At 57.8% G+C, this 19,192-nt stretch carries 19 protein-coding genes; 16 read left to right on the top strand and 3 right to left on the bottom strand.

The features are described 5' to 3' along the window. The first annotated feature begins 73 nt into the window (after positions 1-73). Positions 74-1,543 carry a sensor domain-containing diguanylate cyclase gene (locus V4U84_RS15280; protein WP_334074845.1) on the top strand — a complete coding sequence of 490 codons (1,470 nt, stop codon included), beginning with the start codon at positions 74-76 and terminating at the stop codon, positions 1,541-1,543. Here the strand turns inward: V4U84_RS15280 and V4U84_RS15275 are convergent. Next, a complete protein-coding gene (locus V4U84_RS15275; RefSeq protein WP_334074926.1) occupies positions 1,540-2,031 on the bottom strand; it encodes a CcdC family protein in 492 nt (163 codons plus the stop codon). The genes V4U84_RS15280 and V4U84_RS15275 overlap by 4 nt on opposite strands. 126 nt (positions 2,032-2,157) lie before the next feature. On the opposite strand from V4U84_RS15275, the gene V4U84_RS15270 reads away from it, so the two are divergent. The 6 genes from V4U84_RS15270 to V4U84_RS15245 all read left to right on the top strand — a co-directional run bounded on the left by V4U84_RS15270 (position 2,158) and on the right by V4U84_RS15245 (position 7,996). Beyond that, entirely contained in the window at positions 2,158-2,649 is a 492-nt protein-coding gene (locus V4U84_RS15270; RefSeq protein WP_334074844.1) for an Rrf2 family transcriptional regulator, read from the top strand. After that, entirely contained in the window at positions 2,621-3,676 is a 1,056-nt protein-coding gene (locus V4U84_RS15265; RefSeq protein ID WP_334074843.1) for a lactonase family protein, read from the top strand. The genes V4U84_RS15270 and V4U84_RS15265 overlap by 29 nt, the downstream gene beginning before the upstream one ends. Before the next feature lie 366 nt (positions 3,677-4,042). Beyond that, complete coding sequence (locus tag V4U84_RS15260) at positions 4,043-5,089, top strand: sulfate ABC transporter substrate-binding protein (RefSeq protein WP_334074842.1); 1,047 nt, start codon at positions 4,043-4,045, stop codon at positions 5,087-5,089. A 77-nt stretch (positions 5,090-5,166) separates the two neighbouring features. After that, positions 5,167-5,997 (top strand): sulfate ABC transporter permease subunit CysT, encoded by an 831-nt coding sequence (gene cysT, locus V4U84_RS15255; RefSeq protein WP_334074841.1) that lies wholly within the window; start codon positions 5,167-5,169, stop codon positions 5,995-5,997. An 860-nt stretch (positions 5,998-6,857) separates the two neighbouring features. Beyond that, complete coding sequence (gene cysW, locus V4U84_RS15250) at positions 6,858-7,724, top strand: sulfate ABC transporter permease subunit CysW (protein WP_334074840.1); 867 nt, start codon at positions 6,858-6,860, stop codon at positions 7,722-7,724. A 56-nt stretch (positions 7,725-7,780) separates the two neighbouring features. After that, positions 7,781-7,996 (top strand): YezD family protein, encoded by a 216-nt coding sequence (locus V4U84_RS15245; RefSeq protein ID WP_334074839.1) that lies wholly within the window; start codon positions 7,781-7,783, stop codon positions 7,994-7,996. Positions 7,997-8,071: 75 nt separating this feature from the next. Here V4U84_RS15245 and V4U84_RS15240 read toward each other — a convergent pair whose 3' ends face one another. Beyond that, positions 8,072-8,983, bottom strand: a complete 912-nt coding sequence (locus V4U84_RS15240) for a hypothetical protein (protein WP_334077470.1) — start codon at positions 8,981-8,983, stop codon at positions 8,072-8,074. A gap of 148 nt (positions 8,984-9,131) precedes the next feature. Between V4U84_RS15240 and V4U84_RS15235 the strand changes: the two genes are divergently transcribed. From V4U84_RS15235 to V4U84_RS15220, 4 genes are all read left to right on the top strand, one after another. After that, positions 9,132-9,839: a DUF421 domain-containing protein gene (locus V4U84_RS15235; RefSeq protein WP_334074837.1), complete on the top strand. Its 708-nt coding sequence runs from the start codon at positions 9,132-9,134 to the stop codon at positions 9,837-9,839. A 13-nt stretch (positions 9,840-9,852) separates the two neighbouring features. Next, positions 9,853-9,987 carry a hypothetical protein gene (locus V4U84_RS15230; RefSeq protein ID WP_334074836.1) on the top strand — a complete coding sequence of 45 codons (135 nt, stop codon included), beginning with the start codon at positions 9,853-9,855 and terminating at the stop codon, positions 9,985-9,987. 68 nt (positions 9,988-10,055) lie between these two features. After that, positions 10,056-10,688, top strand: a complete 633-nt coding sequence (locus V4U84_RS15225; RefSeq protein ID WP_334077469.1) for an NAD(P)-dependent oxidoreductase — start codon at positions 10,056-10,058, stop codon at positions 10,686-10,688. Between the two features lie 340 nt (positions 10,689-11,028). Then, entirely contained in the window at positions 11,029-12,696 is a 1,668-nt protein-coding gene (locus tag V4U84_RS15220; protein WP_334077468.1) for an NAD(P)H-hydrate dehydratase, read from the top strand. Positions 12,697-12,733: 37 nt separating this feature from the next. Here the strand turns inward: V4U84_RS15220 and V4U84_RS15215 are convergent, their stop codons facing one another. Continuing rightward, on the bottom strand, positions 12,734-13,633 hold the full coding sequence (locus V4U84_RS15215) for an SDR family oxidoreductase (RefSeq protein ID WP_334074833.1): 900 nt from the start codon (positions 13,631-13,633) through the stop codon (positions 12,734-12,736). A 213-nt stretch (positions 13,634-13,846) separates the two neighbouring features. Here V4U84_RS15215 and ssuE point away from each other — a divergent pair, with 213 nt between their 5' ends. From ssuE to V4U84_RS15190, 5 genes are all read left to right on the top strand, one after another. Next, positions 13,847-14,404 carry an NADPH-dependent FMN reductase gene (gene ssuE, locus V4U84_RS15210; RefSeq protein ID WP_334074832.1) on the top strand — a complete coding sequence of 186 codons (558 nt, stop codon included), beginning with the start codon at positions 13,847-13,849 and terminating at the stop codon, positions 14,402-14,404. A gap of 95 nt (positions 14,405-14,499) precedes the next feature. After that, positions 14,500-15,102, top strand: a complete 603-nt coding sequence (locus tag V4U84_RS15205; protein WP_334074831.1) for a P-loop nucleotide/nucleoside kinase family protein — start codon at positions 14,500-14,502, stop codon at positions 15,100-15,102. A gap of 118 nt (positions 15,103-15,220) precedes the next feature. Next, positions 15,221-15,364 carry a hypothetical protein gene (locus V4U84_RS15200; RefSeq protein WP_334074830.1) on the top strand — a complete coding sequence of 48 codons (144 nt, stop codon included), beginning with the start codon at positions 15,221-15,223 and terminating at the stop codon, positions 15,362-15,364. Between the two features lie 190 nt (positions 15,365-15,554). Next, a complete protein-coding gene (locus V4U84_RS15195; protein WP_334077467.1) occupies positions 15,555-17,315 on the top strand; it encodes an ABC transporter ATP-binding protein in 1,761 nt (586 codons plus the stop codon). Then, positions 17,296-19,185 carry an ABC transporter ATP-binding protein gene (locus V4U84_RS15190; RefSeq protein ID WP_334074828.1) on the top strand — a complete coding sequence of 630 codons (1,890 nt, stop codon included), beginning with the start codon at positions 17,296-17,298 and terminating at the stop codon, positions 19,183-19,185. Before V4U84_RS15195 ends, V4U84_RS15190 begins: the two co-directional genes overlap by 20 nt. Positions 19,186-19,192 lie beyond the last annotated feature (7 nt).

Here is a 19,192-nt window from a genome sequence, read left to right as displayed (position 1 = left end):
TGTTCACAAAATCTACTATCTTGGAACTATTATAGACAACAAAGAACTTGCATCTAGAGGAGGGGGTCTTCCCATGCATAGCGATTTTAAAGTGGGATCCCAGATAACGGACATTCCCTCCAACCGAAATCAGCGGAGGCTTGCCCTGCTGCTGGCATCTTTGATTTCCGTGATGTCCTTGACAGCTCTTCCGTTCGGTACGATGATCCTTCCTTCTTTCGAACCCTTTTTGCCGATCCTGATTTCCTGGTTCATCTTCGGGGATCTGCTGACCGCGTTCATTCTATTCAGCCAATTTCGGGCCTCCGGCGTACCGTCCCTTCTCGTCATTTCCTGCACCTATCTATTTACCGGATTAATTACCGCACTGCATATATTAACCTTTCCCGGCGTGTTTTCGGAGGAGGGGATGCTTGGCGCGAATAACCAATCGGCAGGCTGGCTATGGATTTTTTGGCATGGAGGCTTTCCGGTCGGAATTTTGATATATTTATTTGTAGGGGTTCGATATCCGCAGCCGCTGGAGTCGAAAACGGACATTTCCTTTTATACGGCGCTAGGGCTGTTTTTGACATTGCTATCGGTATGCCTGTCGTTCCAGCTCGCTACCGAAGGAGCCGATTTGATGCCCCGCATTATCGATTTCGGAAGCTACAGGCATATTGTGGATTCGGGGATCGGTCCTGTTTTGGGAGGGCTGAATTTACTTGTTCTGGTGCTGGTGATTTTGCGTTTTCGGACAAGAAGCGTACTGCACCTCTGGATTGCCATTGCCCTGCTGGCGTTGTTCCTCGACATTCTTCTCACCGTATTCGCCGGAACCCGGTACACATTGGGATGGTATTTGGCCCGGATCAATTCGGTGATTTCGGCGACGGTCGTCCTCTGCTCGGTTGTAAGCGAGGTCAACAGGCTGTTCGTCCGTCTCTCGGACCAGCATAAGCAATTGCTCGAATCCGGGAGGCAACTGGAAAGAGCGAATGAGGAATTGTTCCGGCTGTCGAGCCTTGACGGCTTGACGGAGATTCCGAATCGCCGGAGACTGGACGAAATCATTTCCTGGGAGCTGGTGTTTCCCGAGGAGCGGCAGACGCCGCTTTCGCTGCTCATCCTTGATGTGGACTGCTTCAAAGCCTATAACGACCACTATGGACATTTGGGCGGGGACCAGGTGTTGAAGAAGATCGCCCGGACGATTTCGGCGGAAGTGAAGCCTTATTTTGGATTTGCCGCAAGGTACGGAGGCGAGGAATTCGCGGTGTTGCTATCCGGCCTCGATGTCCAGGGGACGTTTGCCGTGGCGGAGCGGATCAGGAACGCTGTGGAACGGCTGGAGATCGGTCATGCCGGATTACCCGCGGGCGGGAGGGTGACGATCAGCATCGGCGGTCACTGTCTTGCCCCGTTTCAAGGCATCGATCAGGACGAACTGATTTACTTAGCCGATCAATGCCTCTACGAGGCAAAAGATGAGGGGAGAAACCGCAGCATCGTCAAAGGGTGGTCCCGGGAGATCGGCGAGGCGCTGAGCGTGGGAAGTTAAGCTTGCCGGGGAGTTCCGGTGATATCCCGGTATTTCTTCAGCATGAATAAACGCCAGCGCAGAATCATTCCGTAAGCGAGAATGAAGAAGACGGAGCCTGTCTGCAATACGGAAATATACTGCTCGACCACTTCGTGCAAGGCGAGGCGCAGCACCAGCAGGCCAATAAGAATATACGCGAATCCGGGAGAGCGCTGGGCATACACTTCGCCGCCGATGACTTCAAAGCGGGTCGTCCGGTTCAGCGGATAGGAGAACACAAACCATCCTACGGCGAAGGCGATGAACGCCCACGAAAGAGGGATGCGCATCTCCGGGGCGACAAACATAGCGAAGCCTGTGGTCATGCCGAGCGGCGGGATGACGATCTTTTTGACCGTCACGGGTTTTCGGCTGGCCTTCAGGCGAATGATCAGGACGGAGACCGCCATCAGGGCGGCGCCGATCGTTAAGACCAAATGCATATAAGCAGAACTGAAAATGTTCATCATATGAAGTTCCTTTCCGTTCTAGTTAAGCCAGAACATTATACCATACTCCCGCCGGTGCAAAAAATCCGCTGCCCCTTTATTCACCGTTCATGTTTCAAATTTGCCTAGGGAGGGGGAAAAAATATGAACAGCGAATTTACCATCGCCGTCCATTGCCTTCTGTTTCTTTACACCAAGGAAGACAAGATGGCCAACAGCGAACAGATTGCCTGCAGTGTATCCACTCACCCCGCACGGGTCCGGAAAGTGCTGAGCTTGCTGCGCAAGCAAGGGCTCGTGGCTACCAAGGAGGGGGCTCGCGGCGGCTACCAGCTGAACAAGACGCTGGAAGAGATTACGCTTGGCGATTTATACCGGTTGTTTGCACGCGGCTCATTGCAGCCGGGCTGGTGTTCGGGCAACGAAAAGTCGCCCTGTCAGGTATCCTCCAATATTCATTCCGCGATGGAGCTTATTTTTAACCGCGGCGAGGATTGCTTGGAGTCCTATTTTAACGGGATCGCGTTATCCGAGGTGCATCGGCTCTTGAACCGGAGCAGCCCGGAGGAAGCCGGCGATCGAATCGAGAGAGGAGCGAAAAGAGAGCATGAATGTTGGGAACTCAAAGAAAACTGAGCTGCTTTTTTATTTGGGGTCTTATGCTGCTGAATCGGAGCCGGGGATTCACCTTGCCGGCTTGAACGCGGAGACGGAAGAATTGCGGTGGATTGAGAGCACCTCGGGAATCCGGAATCCGTCATTTCTCGTATTGAATCCGGAAGGGACGCGGCTGTACGCGGTAAGCGAACAGGCGCAGGGAGCCGTGGTCAGCTATGCCGTCCGGACGGAAGGCGGGCTGGAACAATTGAATTCGGCGCCGACGGAAGGGGCGGACCCTTGTCACTTGTCTCTCTCATCGGACGGCGGCTTGCTCGCGGCCAATTATTCCAGCGGGCATGTGAACCGTTATGCGCTGGATGAACGCGGAGCCGTGGGGGAGTTGACCGCGCTTGTGCAGCACGTGGGCCAGGGATTCCGCCAGGACCGGCAGGAAGCAGCGCATGCGCATAGTGCGGTACCCAGTGCCACGGGCGATTATGTTTATGTATCCGACCTGGGGCTCGATCAGGTAGTGTATTACCGCGTGGAAAACGGAAAGCTCTCCACCGAAGGGGAGATCAAGCTGCCGCCGGGCTCCGGTCCGCGCCATTTTGCGTTTCACCCGAACGGTGTTCACGCGTACGGCATCAATGAATTGAACAATACGCTCACGGTTTATGCGTATAATCCGGTTCAGGGGCATTTGCAGATTTTGCAGCATGTTTCCACGCTGCCTGAAGGGTTTGGCGGTGAGAACTATCCCGCCGATGTGCACCTCTCTCCGGACGGCCGCTATCTGTACGGCTCCAACCGCGGCCATGACAGCATCGTCAAATTTGCGGTCCATCCGGACACCGGAATGCTGGAGGCGCTGGAGTGGACGGAGACCGGAGGCAAGTGGCCGCGCAATTTCGCGATTCTGGAAAACTATGCGCTGGTGGCCAATCAATATTCGGACAACGTGGTCCTGTTTCGCAGAAATTCGGATACGGGGAGCCTGAAGTCGACAGGACGGGAACTGAAGATCAAGCAGCCTTCCTGCATCGAGCCGGTTCGATCGTAATGCACGGAAACGGAAGAGCATAAACACAGACGAAGAAAAAAACCTGGGGCATTGCCCCAGGTTTTTCGCATTTGGACAGGGACAGAAATTCCCATTCTGAGTACATTATGGTATGGGCGATCTTCAAAAAAAGGTTTGACAACCGAACCCCGGGGCATTTAAAATAGCACCATAACATACTAAACAGGTAGGAATAATTAAAAATGGTTCTCGCCGTACGGACGGAGGAACGCTCTACTTGCCAAGGCAGACACGAGTAGCGGCTCGGTCGGACCTAAACGGCGGGAGCGTTTCTCCGCTTTTTTTGCCGAAAAAGAGGGGTTGCCCGGCAGACGAAGGACGGAAATAAAGGGGAGGAGTGATCCGATGAGCAAGGCGAAGACAAAGGGTGTTCTGTTGAGTTTGGTGTTGGCGATGTCGGTATTTCTCGGGGCCTGCGGTTCGGATTCCGGGGAGAAAACGAGCGGTGGAGCGGGGGAGACCTTGGAGCTCTTGAACGTATCCTACGACCCTACCCGCGAGCTGTATGAGAGCTTTAATAAAGCCTTTGCCGCCCACTGGGAGAAAGAGAAGGGGCAGAAGGTGGAAATCAAGCAGTCTCATGGCGGGTCCGGCAAGCAAAGCCGCGCGGTGATCGACGGTCTTGAAGCCGACGTTGTAACTTTGGCCCTCGGCTACGATATCGATGCCATTCAGAAGAGCGGCCTGATCGATGAAGGCTGGCAGAAGGAGTACGACAAGAACAGCGCGCCGTATACATCCACGATCGTGTTCCTCGTCCGCAAAGGAAACCCGAAGGGTATCCAGGACTGGAACGATCTGATCAAGGAGGGCGTGGAGGTCGTCACCCCGAACCCGCAAACTTCCGGCGGAGCAAGATGGAACTACTTGGCGGCTTGGGGCTATGCGCTGCATCAAAACAACAACGACGAGGCGAAAGCCCAGGAGTTCGTGAAGCAGTTGTATGAGCATGTCAAGGTTTTGGATAGCGGGGCACGCGGTTCAACGACGACTTTCGTCGAGCGGGGACTCGGCGATGTCCTGCTGGCCTGGGAGAATGAGGCCTGGTTATCCGTAAAAGAACTCGGCCCCGACAAATTCGATATCGTTTACCCTTCCGAAAGTATTTTGGCGGAGCCGCCTGTGGCGGTCGTGGACAAAAACGTCGACAAACGCGGAAAGCGCGAGGTGGCCGAGGCCTACCTGAAGTACTTGTATTCGGAGGAAGGGCAGACGATCGCAGCGGAGAACTATTACCGCCCGACGCTGGACAGCGTAAAGGCGAAATATGCCGACCAGTTTCCTGAGATCAAGCTATTCACGATCGATGAAGTCTTCGGAGGCTGGGCGGAGGCGCAAGAGAAGCACTTCAGTGACGGGGGGATTTTCTCCCAAATATACTTAGCCAAATAACCGACCGTTGATGACGGAGGTGCGTTCCGGAAGGGAACGTCAAACCCGAGGACGCGAGAAGAAAGGATGAAAATTTCATGCAAACTGGCGCCACCAAGCGCGGCGTGCTGCCCGGCTTCGGACTTTCGATGGGCTACAGCGTACTCTACCTGAGTCTTGTGGTACTCATTCCGTTATCGGCACTGCTGCTGAACTCTACGGGACTGACCTGGGGGAAATTTTGGGAGGTGGCCACCGATCCGCGCGTGCTGGCATCTTACAGGGTCAGTTTACTGACCGCCGCGGCGGCCGGACTGATCGACACCGTACTGGGATTGCTGCTTGCCTGGGTTTTGGTCAGATACGATTTTCCCGGAAAAAAGATTTTCGACGCCATGATCGATCTGCCGTTTGCTCTCCCTACCGCGGTAGCGGGGGTCTCGCTTACGGCGATCTATTCGCAGAACGGCTGGATCGGCTCGCTGTTCGAACCGCTGGGAATCCGGCTGGCTTTTTCACCGATCGGCATCACGCTCGCCTTGATGTTCATCGGCATACCATTCGTCGTTCGAACCGTTCAACCGGTGCTGCAGGATCTCGATGCCGAGGTGGAGGAAGCGGCGGCCACGCTGGGCGCCAGCCGGCTGCGAACCTTCCGCTCCGTCGTTCTGCCGGAGCTGCTGCCGCCCCTGCTGACCGGATTTGCGCTTGCCTTTTCGCGCGGCATCGGCGAATACGGCTCCGTTGTTTTTATATCCGGCAACATGCCGATGAAGACGGAAATCGCCCCGCTCTTGATCATGTCCAAGCTGGAGCAGTTCGATTACGCGGGAGCTACGGCCGTAGCCCTGCTGTTGCTGCTGATCTCGTTTGTACTGATGCTGCTCATAAATACCCTTCAACGCAGGGTGCGTAAAACCGCCCGCTAGGAATGAAGCCGGCGGACGGATGGGGAGAAAAGCCCTCGCTGTCGCTGCAATAGCGGCCTTTTGGGTTCCTTTAGGGCCTTATTTTTGGGAAAAGCGGGCAGAAACCTGATTTCGGGACCCGCACCAGAGCAATATGCCCCTTTTGGGCCGCTATTTTTCCCGCGAAAGCGAACCGGGCCGAAATAACGGCCCAAAACGCACTGGCATTGCAACCTTACAGGGTGCTACTTATTTTGAAACTTGTCGCCTCGGTGTGGCGAGTTGGATCCGGCGTGCCCCATTTCCCTGACCGCCGTCGCATGAGCAGCCTTGCAAGAAAGACAAAAATTAACGTTAACGGTTGCCACAGCCGTTATTTGTCCTGAAAACGCCGATTTCCCATTCTAACGGTCGCCACGGCGCTTATTTTCGCATAAACAGGCTGTTAAGGCGAGAATCCAGGAGAATAACGGCGCTCACGACCGTTAGAATTTCGAAAGGGCTACTTTTCGTTAAATAGCGGCTGACACAACCGTTAAACTCCTCTCAGGCGTTAGTACCAGCCGGAAAGCCTGACCTTTTGCAGGAATTCATACTCGATCGCTAGTGCCCAAAACGCCGCTATTATAGTGGGCGGCAAGAGGGATTGTGGATAGGCAGCACCATGTCAGGTTTAATGCAACGCCAGTGCGTAAAAGGCTCTTATCACGATTCACCAACCTAGCTTTCAAAGGGAAAACGGGCTCCGCCGAATAAGATAAGGTGTTGGTCTGGAATTGCAGATATGCTGCAGAAATTCAATGTAAAAACAAAACAAGGTTGTCTGATGGGGCACTAGTGCATCACTTTTAATTGATTTCTCTACAAAGGAGGTTAAACGCATGGCCGGTTCCGTACCGCTCGCGTCAACGAAGGCGTCCGCCGGAAGAAGCCCGGTGACCCGATCGTCCGGCCCCATGAAATGGGTCCTGATCGGGCTGGCTGTCCTTGTTCTGCTGTGGCTGATCGTTTTACCGCTGGCCGTGGTGTTGATCGAATCCTTGAAAAAGGGCTTCGGCGTTTATATGGAGGCGATCACCGACCCTGCCGCTCTTTCCGCCTTGCGGCTAACCCTGTTGGTGGCGGTCATCACCGTTCCCCTGAACACGATCTTCGGGGTGGCCGCGGCCTGGGCGATCACCAAATTTCATTTTCGCGGGAAGCAGTTGCTCGTAACGTTGATCGATCTGCCCTTTGCCGTGTCCCCGGTGATCGGAGGGCTCATTTACGTCCTCGTTTACGGGACTCACGGCTGGTTTGGCCCATGGCTGCAGGAACATGATTTAAAAGTGATTTTCGCACTGCCGGGGATTATTTTGGCCACGCTGTTCGTGACGTTTCCGTTTGTGGCCCGGGAGCTGATTCCGCTGATGGAGGATCAGGGGCTGCAGGAAGAGGAGGCCGCCGTTACACTGGGGGCCCGGGGCTTTCGTATCTTCTGGAAAGTCACCCTGCCCAATATCAAATGGGGGCTCCTGTACGGCATTATATTGTGCAACGCCAGAGCGATGGGGGAGTTTGGAGCGGTTTCGGTCGTATCGGGACATATTCGCGGCGAGACCAACACGCTTCCCCTCCACGTGGAGATTTTGTATAACGAGTACCAGTTTTCCGCGTCCTTTGCCGTAGCATCCCTGCTGCTTTTGCTGGCGCTCGTTACGCTGCTGCTCAAAAGCTGGTTTACGCGGAAAAGCCGGCATCAGGGCTAACCCCATTCATTGGCTTAAACGTTCAGGACCTTAATCGGGAATAGGAGGGCTGCATCATGGCGAAGCCGTTAAAAGTGGATCAGATTTGGCTGGAACGCATCGCGGGACTGCTCAATGAAATGGAATTCGGGTCGCTGAACATTGTCGTTCATGAAGGACAAATCGTTCAAGTCGAGCGGACCGAACGCAAACGGTATGAGCTGGGGAGCGGGGGGCAGGGCAAATCGGCCCCGGCGCCCCGCCATGCGGCCAAGTCATTGCGCAGATCCTGATTCGGACCCGAATGGAAAAAAGCCTCCTCCCACGTTTGTTGTGGGAGGAGGCTTTTGCTATTGGGGCGAGTTCGTCTATTTCGTATCGTTCCCTGCCGGGCTTTTGGCCGCGGTCTCCGGTTCCGTCTCGGTTGATAGCGATGCCTGCCCTTCCGGCAGCGCCTGGTAATGACCGGCGAACGGACGGGATTTTCGCGGCTTGGTGCCCGTCAAGCGAAACCCCGCCAGAAACAGAAGCAACTGAAGGGTCAGGACGAAAGGGGCAAAGGACGGATTCACAAGATGAAGCAAAAACAGGGCGGAGATCAAAACCGACCATAACCGGTGCAATACCGCCCCCGAGCCCGGACGGTTACCTCCCATGACCACGGGATACAGCAGCGCCAGGGAGAACAGAGCGGATCCGAACAGCGACCATGCGGAAATGACCGCCTCTCCTTCATTCCCGACCGCGATTTCTCCGTTCAAGGCTCGCAGCAGCCAACTGAACAGGTAGAGCAGCGCCGCAGCGAACAAAAACGGAACGCCCGGGCGGACCTGTCGCCAAAACGCCTGCCCCCATCCCGGGCTTTCGGTATGCCGCAGCAGCTTGTCCCGCTCCGCACACATGCGGTCGTTCTCCCGTTCCAGCGTTTTAAGCAGCCGGGGAAGGCGGGCCAGGTCCCGCTCCCCGGCGTATGTGGAGATTTGCGCCATCGCATCCTCCGAAAGGTAGGGGGCGGCGCGGCAGGCGAGAAGCCGATCCAGCAGCAGCCGCTCCTCCGCCTGCGAAAGCTCCGTCCGCGCATGCAGATGGATCAGAGCGCTTTCCGCGGCGGCATAGAGCTTCAGGCTCGCATCAAGCCGGCGCAGCCGAGCCTGCTCCCGGCGCCTGAAGCTAAGCGCCGAGACCCCGTACAGGCCAAGAAAGAGAGCGAGCGCCAAAGATGCGGTTATGGCGGCGGGGCTGAGATCCCGCAGCCAATATAACCAGTCCGACAGTGACAAAAGATATCACCCTTTCGATATTCCTACCTTCCACTATTGCATAGGATTGGGACGAATTTCAAGCGTCATGGAGAAAACGGAGGCCCCTTTTTTACCCGCCCGGAAAAATGGGTAAATAGATGGCATTACCGGTCAGGGGGGATCGCCGATGGAACTGGGACAAATCGCATTAAAACTGGTGGTCGGGTTTATCGGATTATGGCTGCTGACGCGTCTGCTGGGCAAAAAGGAAATCTCCCAGCTCACCCCGTTTGACTTCGTTTCTTCGTTGATGCTAAGCGAGTTGGTGGGGAATACGGTCTACCAGGAGGACGCGAAGTTTTTGCACCTGTTGTTCGCCTTGTTTTTATGGGGAGGCTTGTCCTATTTGTTTGAGAAAATAACGCAGCATGCCAAGCGGGCACGCGGGTATTTGGACGGAAAACCGTCGATTCTGATCCGGGACGGGGAAGTCGATTTGAAGGAGCTGCGCAAAAACAGCCTGGACTTTGACCAGCTCCGGATGCTGCTGAGGCAGCATGACGTATTCTTCATCGGCGAGGTCGCTTATGCTATATTTGAAGCAAACGGAACGCTCAGCGTGATGAAGAAGCCGGAAGAAGAGACCGTGAAACGGGGGGACCTCGGCTTGGAATCGGAGAAGCCCGGTCTTTCTTACGCGCTGGTCGAAGAGGGAGAAATCAACCTCGATACCTTGCGGCTGATCGGCAAGCAGGAGGATTGGCTCCGCCGGCAGCTCCGGCGGCAGGGCTGCAGCGATATCAAACAGGTGGCTTATGCGGAATGGAAAGATGGCGAAGGGCTGTACATTTTGCGGCATAAGCAGGGCTCGTTTCGGGAACCGGCCAAAGAGTAGGAGGACAACAAGAATGGAAGACAAAAAGAAGCTGAAAATCGTTCATGAGGCTCCTTCCCTGGAGGATTATCTATCTGGCATTAAGGCGGCAGGCCGGGTTATCGGGGACGGAGGATGTTTCATTCGCAAGGCATGTATTTATGGTTGAAATCCTGAGGGTTCGGCGCATACTATTGGAGGATTTTTCATAAAGCGAGGAAAGGGCGGTGTTTCGTTATGAAGATTGCTATTTTCGGAAGTACGGGAACGATCGGGAAAGCGTTATTGGAAGAGGCCTTGCAGCGGGGGCATGAGGTTACCGCTGTCGTGCGGGATCCGGGCAAGCTGGCGGCCGGCCGGGAAAGACTGCGGGTGCGGACGGGGGATATTTTGATGCCCGATTCCATCGCGGCCGCGGTGGAGGGCTGCGATGTGGTGATCAGCGCCTACGGGCCGCGCTTCGGCGAGGAGAGCCAGCTGTCGGAGGCGACTCGCTCCCTGATCGAAGGCGCCCGAAACGGCGGAGTCCGCCGGCTAATCGCCGTCGGCGGCGCCGGAGGGCTGGAGGTCGCGCCCGGGATGAAGCTGATGGAAACGCCGGAATTTCCGGAGGAGATCCTTCCGCTCGCCCGCGCGCACGAAGACGCATACCACATATATCGGGACTCCGATATCGTCTGGACGGTGCTCAGCCCCGCCGCGATCATCGAGCCGGGCAAACGGACCGGCCAATTCCGCATCGGCATGAACCAACTCGTCGTGGACGAGCGCGACCAAAGCCACATCTCGGTCGAGGATTACGCGGTGGCCATGCTCGACGAAGCGGAGGACCCGCAGTTTATCCAGGCCCGGTTTACGGTGGCTTATTAGCCGCTTATTCGCTTATTTGGATGTAGGCCGGGGAGAGAAGATCACTGCGTTGAATGAACGGGCCTTGGGTGGCAGGAATGTAAAAAGATGCGAAAATGCAGGGATTTCGGGCGGAAGATAGGCTCGTGAAATGAAAAGATGCAAATGTGCAGGAATTTTTTGAGGATTGGGAGCTATGCGGGTGCTTCGTGTCAAAAACCTGCAGAGGATATGCAGGAATTCCCAAATAATTGGCCGACCTCGCAAAAAATTCATGCATTTTTGCAGGAATTCCGTTCCGCGGCATGTGAGTCTGAGCGGGCAAACGGCAAGAAGTTGGGAGTAAAAAGGGGAGCGAAGGATGAAATTCGTAACATCGGAGCAAATGAGGGAAATGGACCGCTATGCGATGGAAGAGCTGGGCCTTCCGGCTATGGTGCTGATGGAAAACGCCGGGCGGGCGATTGCGGAGGAGGTGCTGCGATTTTGCGTGGAGCGCAGCGGCGGTTCCTGCGGTACCGGCGGCGAAGGCGGTCTCCGGGATGCTTCGCGCCTCCGAGAGACCGAGTCCATCCGGGAGGGAGACCCCGAAACGGGCCTGGACCTGTCCCGGGAGCACTGGCTGATCCTCGTCGGAAAGGGCAACAACGGCGGGGACGGACTCGTCTGCGCGCGGCATTTGGCCGACGCCGGAATGGCGGTCAGCCTTCTGTATGCCGAGCCGCCCGAGCAGCTGCGGGGGGAAGCCGCGGCTCAGTATCAAATCGTCCGGGCGCTCGGGCTGCCGGGGACGGTGTATGACCCGGAGCGCGGCGGGGCGGATTTGCTGGAGTGGGCGCAGGGCGGGGATTCCATGGGCCGGGGAGCCAGAGTTACCGGCCTCGTGGACGCCCTGCTCGGCACCGGCACGAAGGGAGCGCCGCGTGCGGGTTACGCTTCCCTGATCCGGGAAGCGAACGCCAGCGGTCTGCCGATCATCTCGGCAGACCTGCCGAGCGGGCTGGACGCCGATACGGGCGCGGTCCACGATCCGTGCATCCGGGCCCGGGTCACGGTCAGCCTCGCCTTTTTGAAGGCGGGGCTGACGCAGTATCCGGGGGCCCGGGCCGCCGGGGACGTGGTGGTCCGCTATATCGGCATCCCCCGCGCTCTGCCGCCGGGGATGAAGCCGGCGGGCACGGTTTTGACGGAGGCGGTGCTGCGAGGCGAGCTCGGCGCCGACCCGGGCCGCCGGCGCGAGCCCGACGGCCATAAGGGCACCTACGGGCACGTGCTGCTGGCCGCAGGCAGCCTGCCCATGAGCGGCGCCGGCCTGCTGGCCGCCAAGGCCGCGCTGCGCGCCGGGTGCGGCCTCGCCACGTGGGCGCTGCCGGCGGCGCTGCTGCCGCCCCTGCTCGGGGCTGTGCCCGAGCTGATGCTGGCGCCGGTCGCCGACGGCGGCTCCGGCGCTTGGAACCCGGCCGCAGCGGGCGAAGTGCTGCGGCTGCTGGAGGCGCGCGATGTGCTAGCCGTCGGCCCGGGGCTCGGCCGCTTCCCGGGCGAGGGCGCTTACTTGCGCGCCCTGTGGGAGGGCGCGGCGCGTCCCCTGGTCGTGGACGCGGACGCCCTGAACATCCTCGCCGCCTCCGGCTTCGCGGCGTGGCCCCGCCGAGATGCGGCGACGGTGCTTACGCCGCATCCCGGCGAGATGGCCCGCTTGACCGGCCTGACGACGGCCGAGGTCCAGCGGGACCGGATCGGCGTCGCCCGCAGGTTCGCCGCCGGGCATGGCCTCACGCTCGTCCTGAAGGGCGCGCGTACGGTCGTCGCGGCCCCGGACGGCCGCGTGTTCGTCAACGTCACCGGCCATCCCGGGATGGCGACGGGCGGAACCGGCGATTGCCTGACCGGCATCATCGCCGGCCTGCTGGCCCAGGGCCTGGACGCGGCCCAGGCCGCCGCGCTCGGCGTGTATCTGCACGGCCGGGCCGCCGCCCTACGCGCCAATCCCGCCTCTCTGCTGGCGGGCGATATCCTGGACGCGCTGTAGGGGTTTGGCGGCGGCCTGTGCCGCTGCTGCGCCACCCTTACGCGGTGACCATCGCTCCGCCGTTGACGTGCAGCGTTTCGCCGACGGTGAAGGACGAATCGTCGCTCGCCAGGTAGACATACGCGGGGGCCAGCTCGAACGGCTGGGCCGCGCGTTTGATCGGCGCATCCGTGCCGAAGACAGCGACCTCCGAGGCCGGGAAAGAGGCCGGAATCAGCGGCGTCCAGACGGACCCGGGGGCCACGGCATTGACGCGGATGCCGCAGTCGATTAGGGAGAGGGCCAGGGAGCGGGTGAACGTCACGATGGCGCCCTTGGTCGCGGAATAGTCAATCAGCTCTTTATGGCCTTGGTAGGCCGTAATCGATGCCGTATTGATGATTGAGCTTCCCGGTTTCAGGCAGGGCAAAGCCGCCTGGACCATGAAAAAGAACGGGAATACATTGGTTTGAAACGTCTGGTACAGTTGGGCCTCGGAGATCGCGGCGATGCTTTTTTGCGGATACTGCACCGCATGGTTGTTAACAAGTACGTCAAGCCGTCCGAAACAGCGCAGTGTTTCTTGAACGACGGCTTCGCAGTTCCGCTTTAGGCGCAGATCGATTTGCAGAGGCAGGCAACGCTGCCCGAGCTCCTCAATCCTCTGTTTGGTCGCGAGGGCGTCCGAGGTTTCCCACAGGTAGGGAATGACGAGATCGGCCCCTTCCTTGGCAAAAGCGATCGCCACCGCGCGGCCGATCCCGCTGTCTCCGCCGGTTACGATGGCCACCTTGCCCTTCAGCTTGCCGCTGCCGCGGTACTCCGGGTTTTCGGAAATCGGTTTGGGATGCATCAGGCTTTCCAACCCCGGCTGAACGGGCTGGTGCTGCGGCGGGAAAGCGATCGGCTGCTCGGTGCACACCGTTTTCCGGCCGACATAAGGATATACGGGAATCATCGATTTTTCAGGCTCCTCCCTGGGTGGGTTTTTTTGAAGCGAAAACACGCATATGTCTTATGGGTATGCATCCGCCCAGAAAAGGGTGTTCCGACCCGGGTACAATTGACTTTTCATTAAAATATTGATAGCATTTTTTAAAATTATACTGATTTTATCGGATTTATATAGTGCGAGGCATATCTTGGCGCAAAGAAAAGGAGGGCTATGACATTGGCCAAAGTAACGGTGATTAACGGAACCCCTACGCCGGGCTCCAGATTGACGGCGGTCGTTTCCCTGGCGGAGGAACTGCTGGTAAAGGAAGGCTTTGAGGTCAACCATGTGAACGTGTCGGAGCTGCCGCCGGAGGATTTGATACATACCAAATTTGAAAGCGAGGCGATCGTGAAAGCGAACGCGCTCGTTGCCGGAGCCGATGCCGTCATTGTGGCCAGCCCCGTCTATAAGGCTTCGTACACGGGCGTACTGAAGACGTTCCTGGATCTGATCCCGCAAAAAGGCCTGGCCGGCAAAATCATTCTTCCGCTCTTTATCGGAGGAAGTCTGGCGCACCTTTTGTCCATCGATTATTCGTTGAAACCGGTATTGTCGGCGCTGGGAGCCCGGCATATTTTGGGCGGCGTTTACACGGTCGATTCCCAAGTGGCGCGGACGGAGCAGGGCGGTTTTGAGATCGCGGAGGAGTTGAAGGAACGGTTGGAGAACAACGTCAAAGAATTGGCGGAAGAGACGCGGCGCCGGATTGCATCGGCCAACCTCCCTTCGTAGCATCGCCGGTCGATATTATGTTCGTCTGATGCGGACAATGGTCGAAAATGTCCATCCAAATGTGGACAAATCATATACAGGGGGACTATGAGGAGATGCAAAAACCAAAACAAAAACTCGTGTTTTTTGTGGGTGTTGCCGGAACGGGCAAAACGACAGTGGCGAGAAAGCTGGCCGAACGGATGCAGGCGGCTTTTCTGGACCGCGATACGGTTGGAGGACGGTTTGTCGAAAAAATCCTGGAGATGAACGGTCTGGACGTGAATGACCGGGACTCCGATTTTTACAAGAAGCATCTGCGCGATCTGGAATATGACACGACGAAAGACATTTGCATTGAAAATCTCGCCGCGGGACAAAGTGTATTTATGATTTCGCCGTTTACGGCCGAGTTGAAGAATAAGGCCTGGATCGAGGAAGTGCTGGCCGCCGCGGGAAAAACAAAGGAAGACGTGGACGTGAAGGTCGTCGTCGTCGCTTTGAAGGACATGGAGACGCAGAAGGAACGGATCATCGACCGTCAAACCGAGCGGGACACCTGGAAGCTGGAGCATTGGGACGATTTCAAGCACCGCGTGCAATTCGTGCCTGAGGTCAACTGGGATATTCCCGAATCGTCGGTTTTCGTGTTCGATAACAGCGGTGAATTGACCGACGAGAAGGTGGACAGCGTATACGGATTCGTCACCGGGAAGTAGTGCCTGCGGCCCGTTTGCTTTAAAATGTAACGTGCGCCACAAAAATCCTTTTTTGACCTCTGTAATATGGCTATTGGAGCGATTGCTCCAAACCAAAACCAATAGGAGGCAAAAAACGATGAAAATCACCAAAAGGGCAGCAAGCTTGTTGTTTTCCGTCCTAGTATTTATGGCAACCTTTGCGGTCTACGATACAACTAACTATGAAGATTTTGATAGGGATTACGCTTTTACCTTAACTACTCAAACGACCCATCCCTAACTCGAAAGAGGCGGCCAGCTTGACTGGCCGCCTCTTTATTTTACGAAATGATGGAAGTACGCCGGGCGTCGTCCGTACACTTTCGCGTTTATATGATCTATAATAGAACACATATTTAGGGATCGGTTACAGAGATCGGTTACAGTCGGAGAAGGCGCTTTTCGGGCGGGGGCGGCAAGGAGGGGCGTTCATGACATTTATATTTTCCTACATAAAGAAGTACCGGGTGGCCGCGATTTCGGCGATCTGTATGATGTTGATCGAGCTGGCGGTGGAATTGGTCCAGCCGATGATTATTTCCAAAATAATCGATGACGGTATTCGCCAACGCGAGCTTTCCGTCGCCTGGACGTGGGGCGGCATTCTGCTCGGAAGCGCCGTGCTCGCTTTCGCGGCAGGGATATGCAGCTCGTTTTTGGCTTCCCATGCCAGCCAGGGCTTCGGTTACGACCTTCGGGACAGGCTGTACGAGAAAGTGCAGCGTTTATCCTATCCGGTGTTCGGCAAGTTTGCCGCTTCTTCGCTCATCACCCGGTTGACCGGGGATGTTACCCAATTGCAGGAAATGGTCTTTATGAGCCTGAGATTTGCGACCCGCGTACCGTTGGTGGTGCTCGGGAGCATGGTTATGGCGCTGGTGGTTCACGTCAAGCTCGGATTGTTCCTGACGGTGCTGGTCCCTTTGATGCTGGTGTTTGTCATGCGGATGATCCGGCGGACCACGCTCCTGTTTCGGGTCGTACAGAAGCGGATGGATGCGCTGAACGGCGTCATTCAGGAGAATATGACAGGGATGCGCCTCATCCGGGTATTCGTACGGCGGGATCAGGAAACGGGCCGCTTTCAGAAGCGCAGCTCCGAGCTGATGGAAGGAACGGTTTCCGCGCTGCGCCTGGCCGAAACGACTATGCCGTTTCTGCTGTTCGTCATGAACGCAGGGATTCTGGCCGTGCTGTGGTTCGGCCAGATCGACATCGCCGCCGGAAGCGCCACGGTCGGCGAGGTGGTCGCCGTCGCGAATTATTCGCTGCGCACGATCGGCGCTCTGTCCGCGCTGTCGTGGATCATGACGGTGTATTCGCGGGCTTCGGCTTCGGCGCAGCGCACCGGGGAGGTGCTGGCCGCGGAAGACCCGGAGGCGGAGGCGAATCTTGCGGTCGGCGGCGGTAAACGCCCGGATTCCGGGAAAGCGCCGCTGCGGGGCGAACTGGAATTTGAGCGCGTCGGCTTTCGCTACCCGGGCAGCGACCTCAGGGTGCTGGAGGAGATTTCTTTTCGTCTGCGTGCGGGACAGCGTGCCGCGATCCTTGGCGCGACCGGCTCCGGCAAAACGTCGCTGGTCCAGCTGGTGCCGCGTCTGTACGAACCGGATGAAGGCGTAATCCGGATCGACGGGGAGGACATTCGCCGGATCGGCAGTTCCCGGCTGCGCGGCGGTATCGGATATGTGCCGCAGGAAGTGATTTTGTTCTCCGGCACGGTGCGGGAGAACATCGCCTGGGGCCGCGAGGACGCCATGCTGGAGCAAATCCGGGAAGCCGCGCGGCAGGCGCAGATTCATGAGACGATCGAGTCGCTGCCGCACGGCTACGACACGATGCTGGGACAGCGCGGCGTCAACCTGTCCGGCGGCCAGAAGCAGCGCCTCTCGATCGCCCGGGCGCTGGTTCGAAAGCCGTCCATTCTCATTCTGGACGACAGTACCAGCGCCCTCGATACGCGGACGGAGGCCGCCCTACTGCAGGAGCTGGACCGTTTGTCCTGCACGACGCTCCTGATTACGCAGAAGGTCGGCACGACGGCCTCGGCCGATCTGATCCTGCTGCTGGACGAAGGTCGGCTGATCGCCAGCGGGACGCACGCGGAGCTGCTGGCGGACTCGCCGTTATACCGGCGTATCGTGGAATCCCAGCAGGGAAAGGGGGATACGCATGTTCAAGGTATTTCTTGAGCCGTTTCGCCATCCGTATCCCAAAGAGGTGATCGAGCGGGGCGGCGAAGGACAGGGGCGCCGAAAGCCGACAGCCAAAGCGAAGGACTGGTCGGGGACGCTCGGCCGGATCTGGCATTATCTTGCCCGGCGTAAGGGCAAGCTGGCGCTGGTCCTGCTGATGGTCGTCTTCAGCTCCGGTCTCGCGCTGCTCGGCCCTTACCTGCTCGGCGTCGCCGTCGATCATTACCTCGAAGGGAGCGGGGGACGGCCTTGGATGCTTTTTCTGACCGGGCTTGCGCTGGTGTATGCCGGTTCGTCCCTGACCAGCTGGCTGCAAAATATCTGGATGATCGAGATCGCCCAGGAGACGGTGTACCGCTTAAGGACCGATTTGTTTGCCAAGCTGCATCGTCTGCCGATTCCTTACTACGGCAAAAGACAACAGGGTGAAATTATGAGCCGGGTCACGAACGATATCGATAACGTCAGCTCCACACTGAACAGCTCGGCGATCCAGATTTTTTCCAGCGTACTGACCCTGGTGGGGACGATCACGGTGATGCTGCTCTTAAGCCCGATCCTTACGCTGCTCACGTTCCTGGTCGTGCCGCTGATGGCGCTGGGCATGCGCTGGATCACCCGGCGGACGGGGCCGCTGTACAAGCAGCGGCAGCGGGATCTCGGCCATTTGAACGGCTATATCGAGGAAACGCTGTCCGGCCAGCGGATCATCAAGGCGTTCTCCCAGGAGGAGCGCGTTATTCGGGATTTCCGGGAGCGCAATGCCTCGATCCGGCGGTCGGGATTCTGGGCCCAGACGATTTCCGGCTTCATTCCGAAGCTGATGAACGGGCTCAACAATCTGAGCTTCGCCCTGGTGGCCGGAATCGGCGGCGTGCTGGCGATCCGCGGTGCGGTAACCGTCGGCGTGATTATCGTCTTCGTCGAGTATGCCCGGCAGTTTACCCGGCCGCTGAACGACCTGGCCAACCAGTGGAACACACTGCTGTCGGCCATCGCCGGGGCCGAGCGGGTATTCGAGGTGCTGGACGAGGAGGAGGAGTCCCGGGATGAGAAGGAGGCGGCCGAGCTTAAAGAGGTGAAGGGGGAGGTTGTTTTCAGGAACGTGACGTTCTCCTATGAAAAGAATGGGGAAGCCGCCACGCTGAAGGAAATCAGCTTCACGGCCCGGCCGGGTGAAATGGTCGCGCTCGTCGGTCCGACCGGTGCCGGCAAAACGACGCTCATTCAACTGCTCTCCCGCTTCTATGACCCCGATTCGGGAACAATTGCGCTCGACGGGCGCGACCTGATCTCGGTGACCCGCGACAGCCTGCGCCGCCATATGGCCTTCGTACTGCAGGATTCGTTCCTGTTTCAGGGCACGATCCGGGAAAATATCCGCTTCGGCCGGCTGAACGCGACCGATGCCGAGGTAGAGGAGGCCGCGAAGCTGGCTAACGCGCATTCCTTCATCACCCGCCTCGCGGACGGCTACGACAAGATTCTCGGCGTCGGCGGGGAGGGGATCAGCCAAGGGCAGAAGCAGTTGCTGGCTATCGCCCGCGCGATTTTGGCCGATCCGTCGATCCTGGTGCTCGACGAGGCGACGAGCAGCATCGACACGGTGACGGAGATCAAAATTCAGGAAGGGCTGCAGCGCCTGATGGCGGGGCGGACGAGTTTCGTAATCGCCCACCGGCTGAATACGATCCGCGAGGCCGACAAAATCCTGGTACTGCAAGGCGGCCGGCTGATCGAGCAGGGGAACCATGAATCATTGCTGGCCGAGGGCGGGTTTTACAGCCGGCTGTATCAAGGCTATTTGGAGGACCGCGCGTCCAAAACGGAGGAACCGACAGGAGGCAAACCGAGTGGACTTGTTTGAAGTGCAG

Origin of the sequence: Paenibacillus sanfengchensis, from assembly GCF_036864765.1 — a bacterium.
In the GTDB taxonomy this organism is placed as follows: Bacteria; Bacillota; Bacilli; order Paenibacillales; family Paenibacillaceae; genus Fontibacillus; species Fontibacillus sanfengchensis.
Note: the sequence above shows the minus strand (reverse complement) of the source record. Positions and strands in the feature narration are given on the sequence as shown.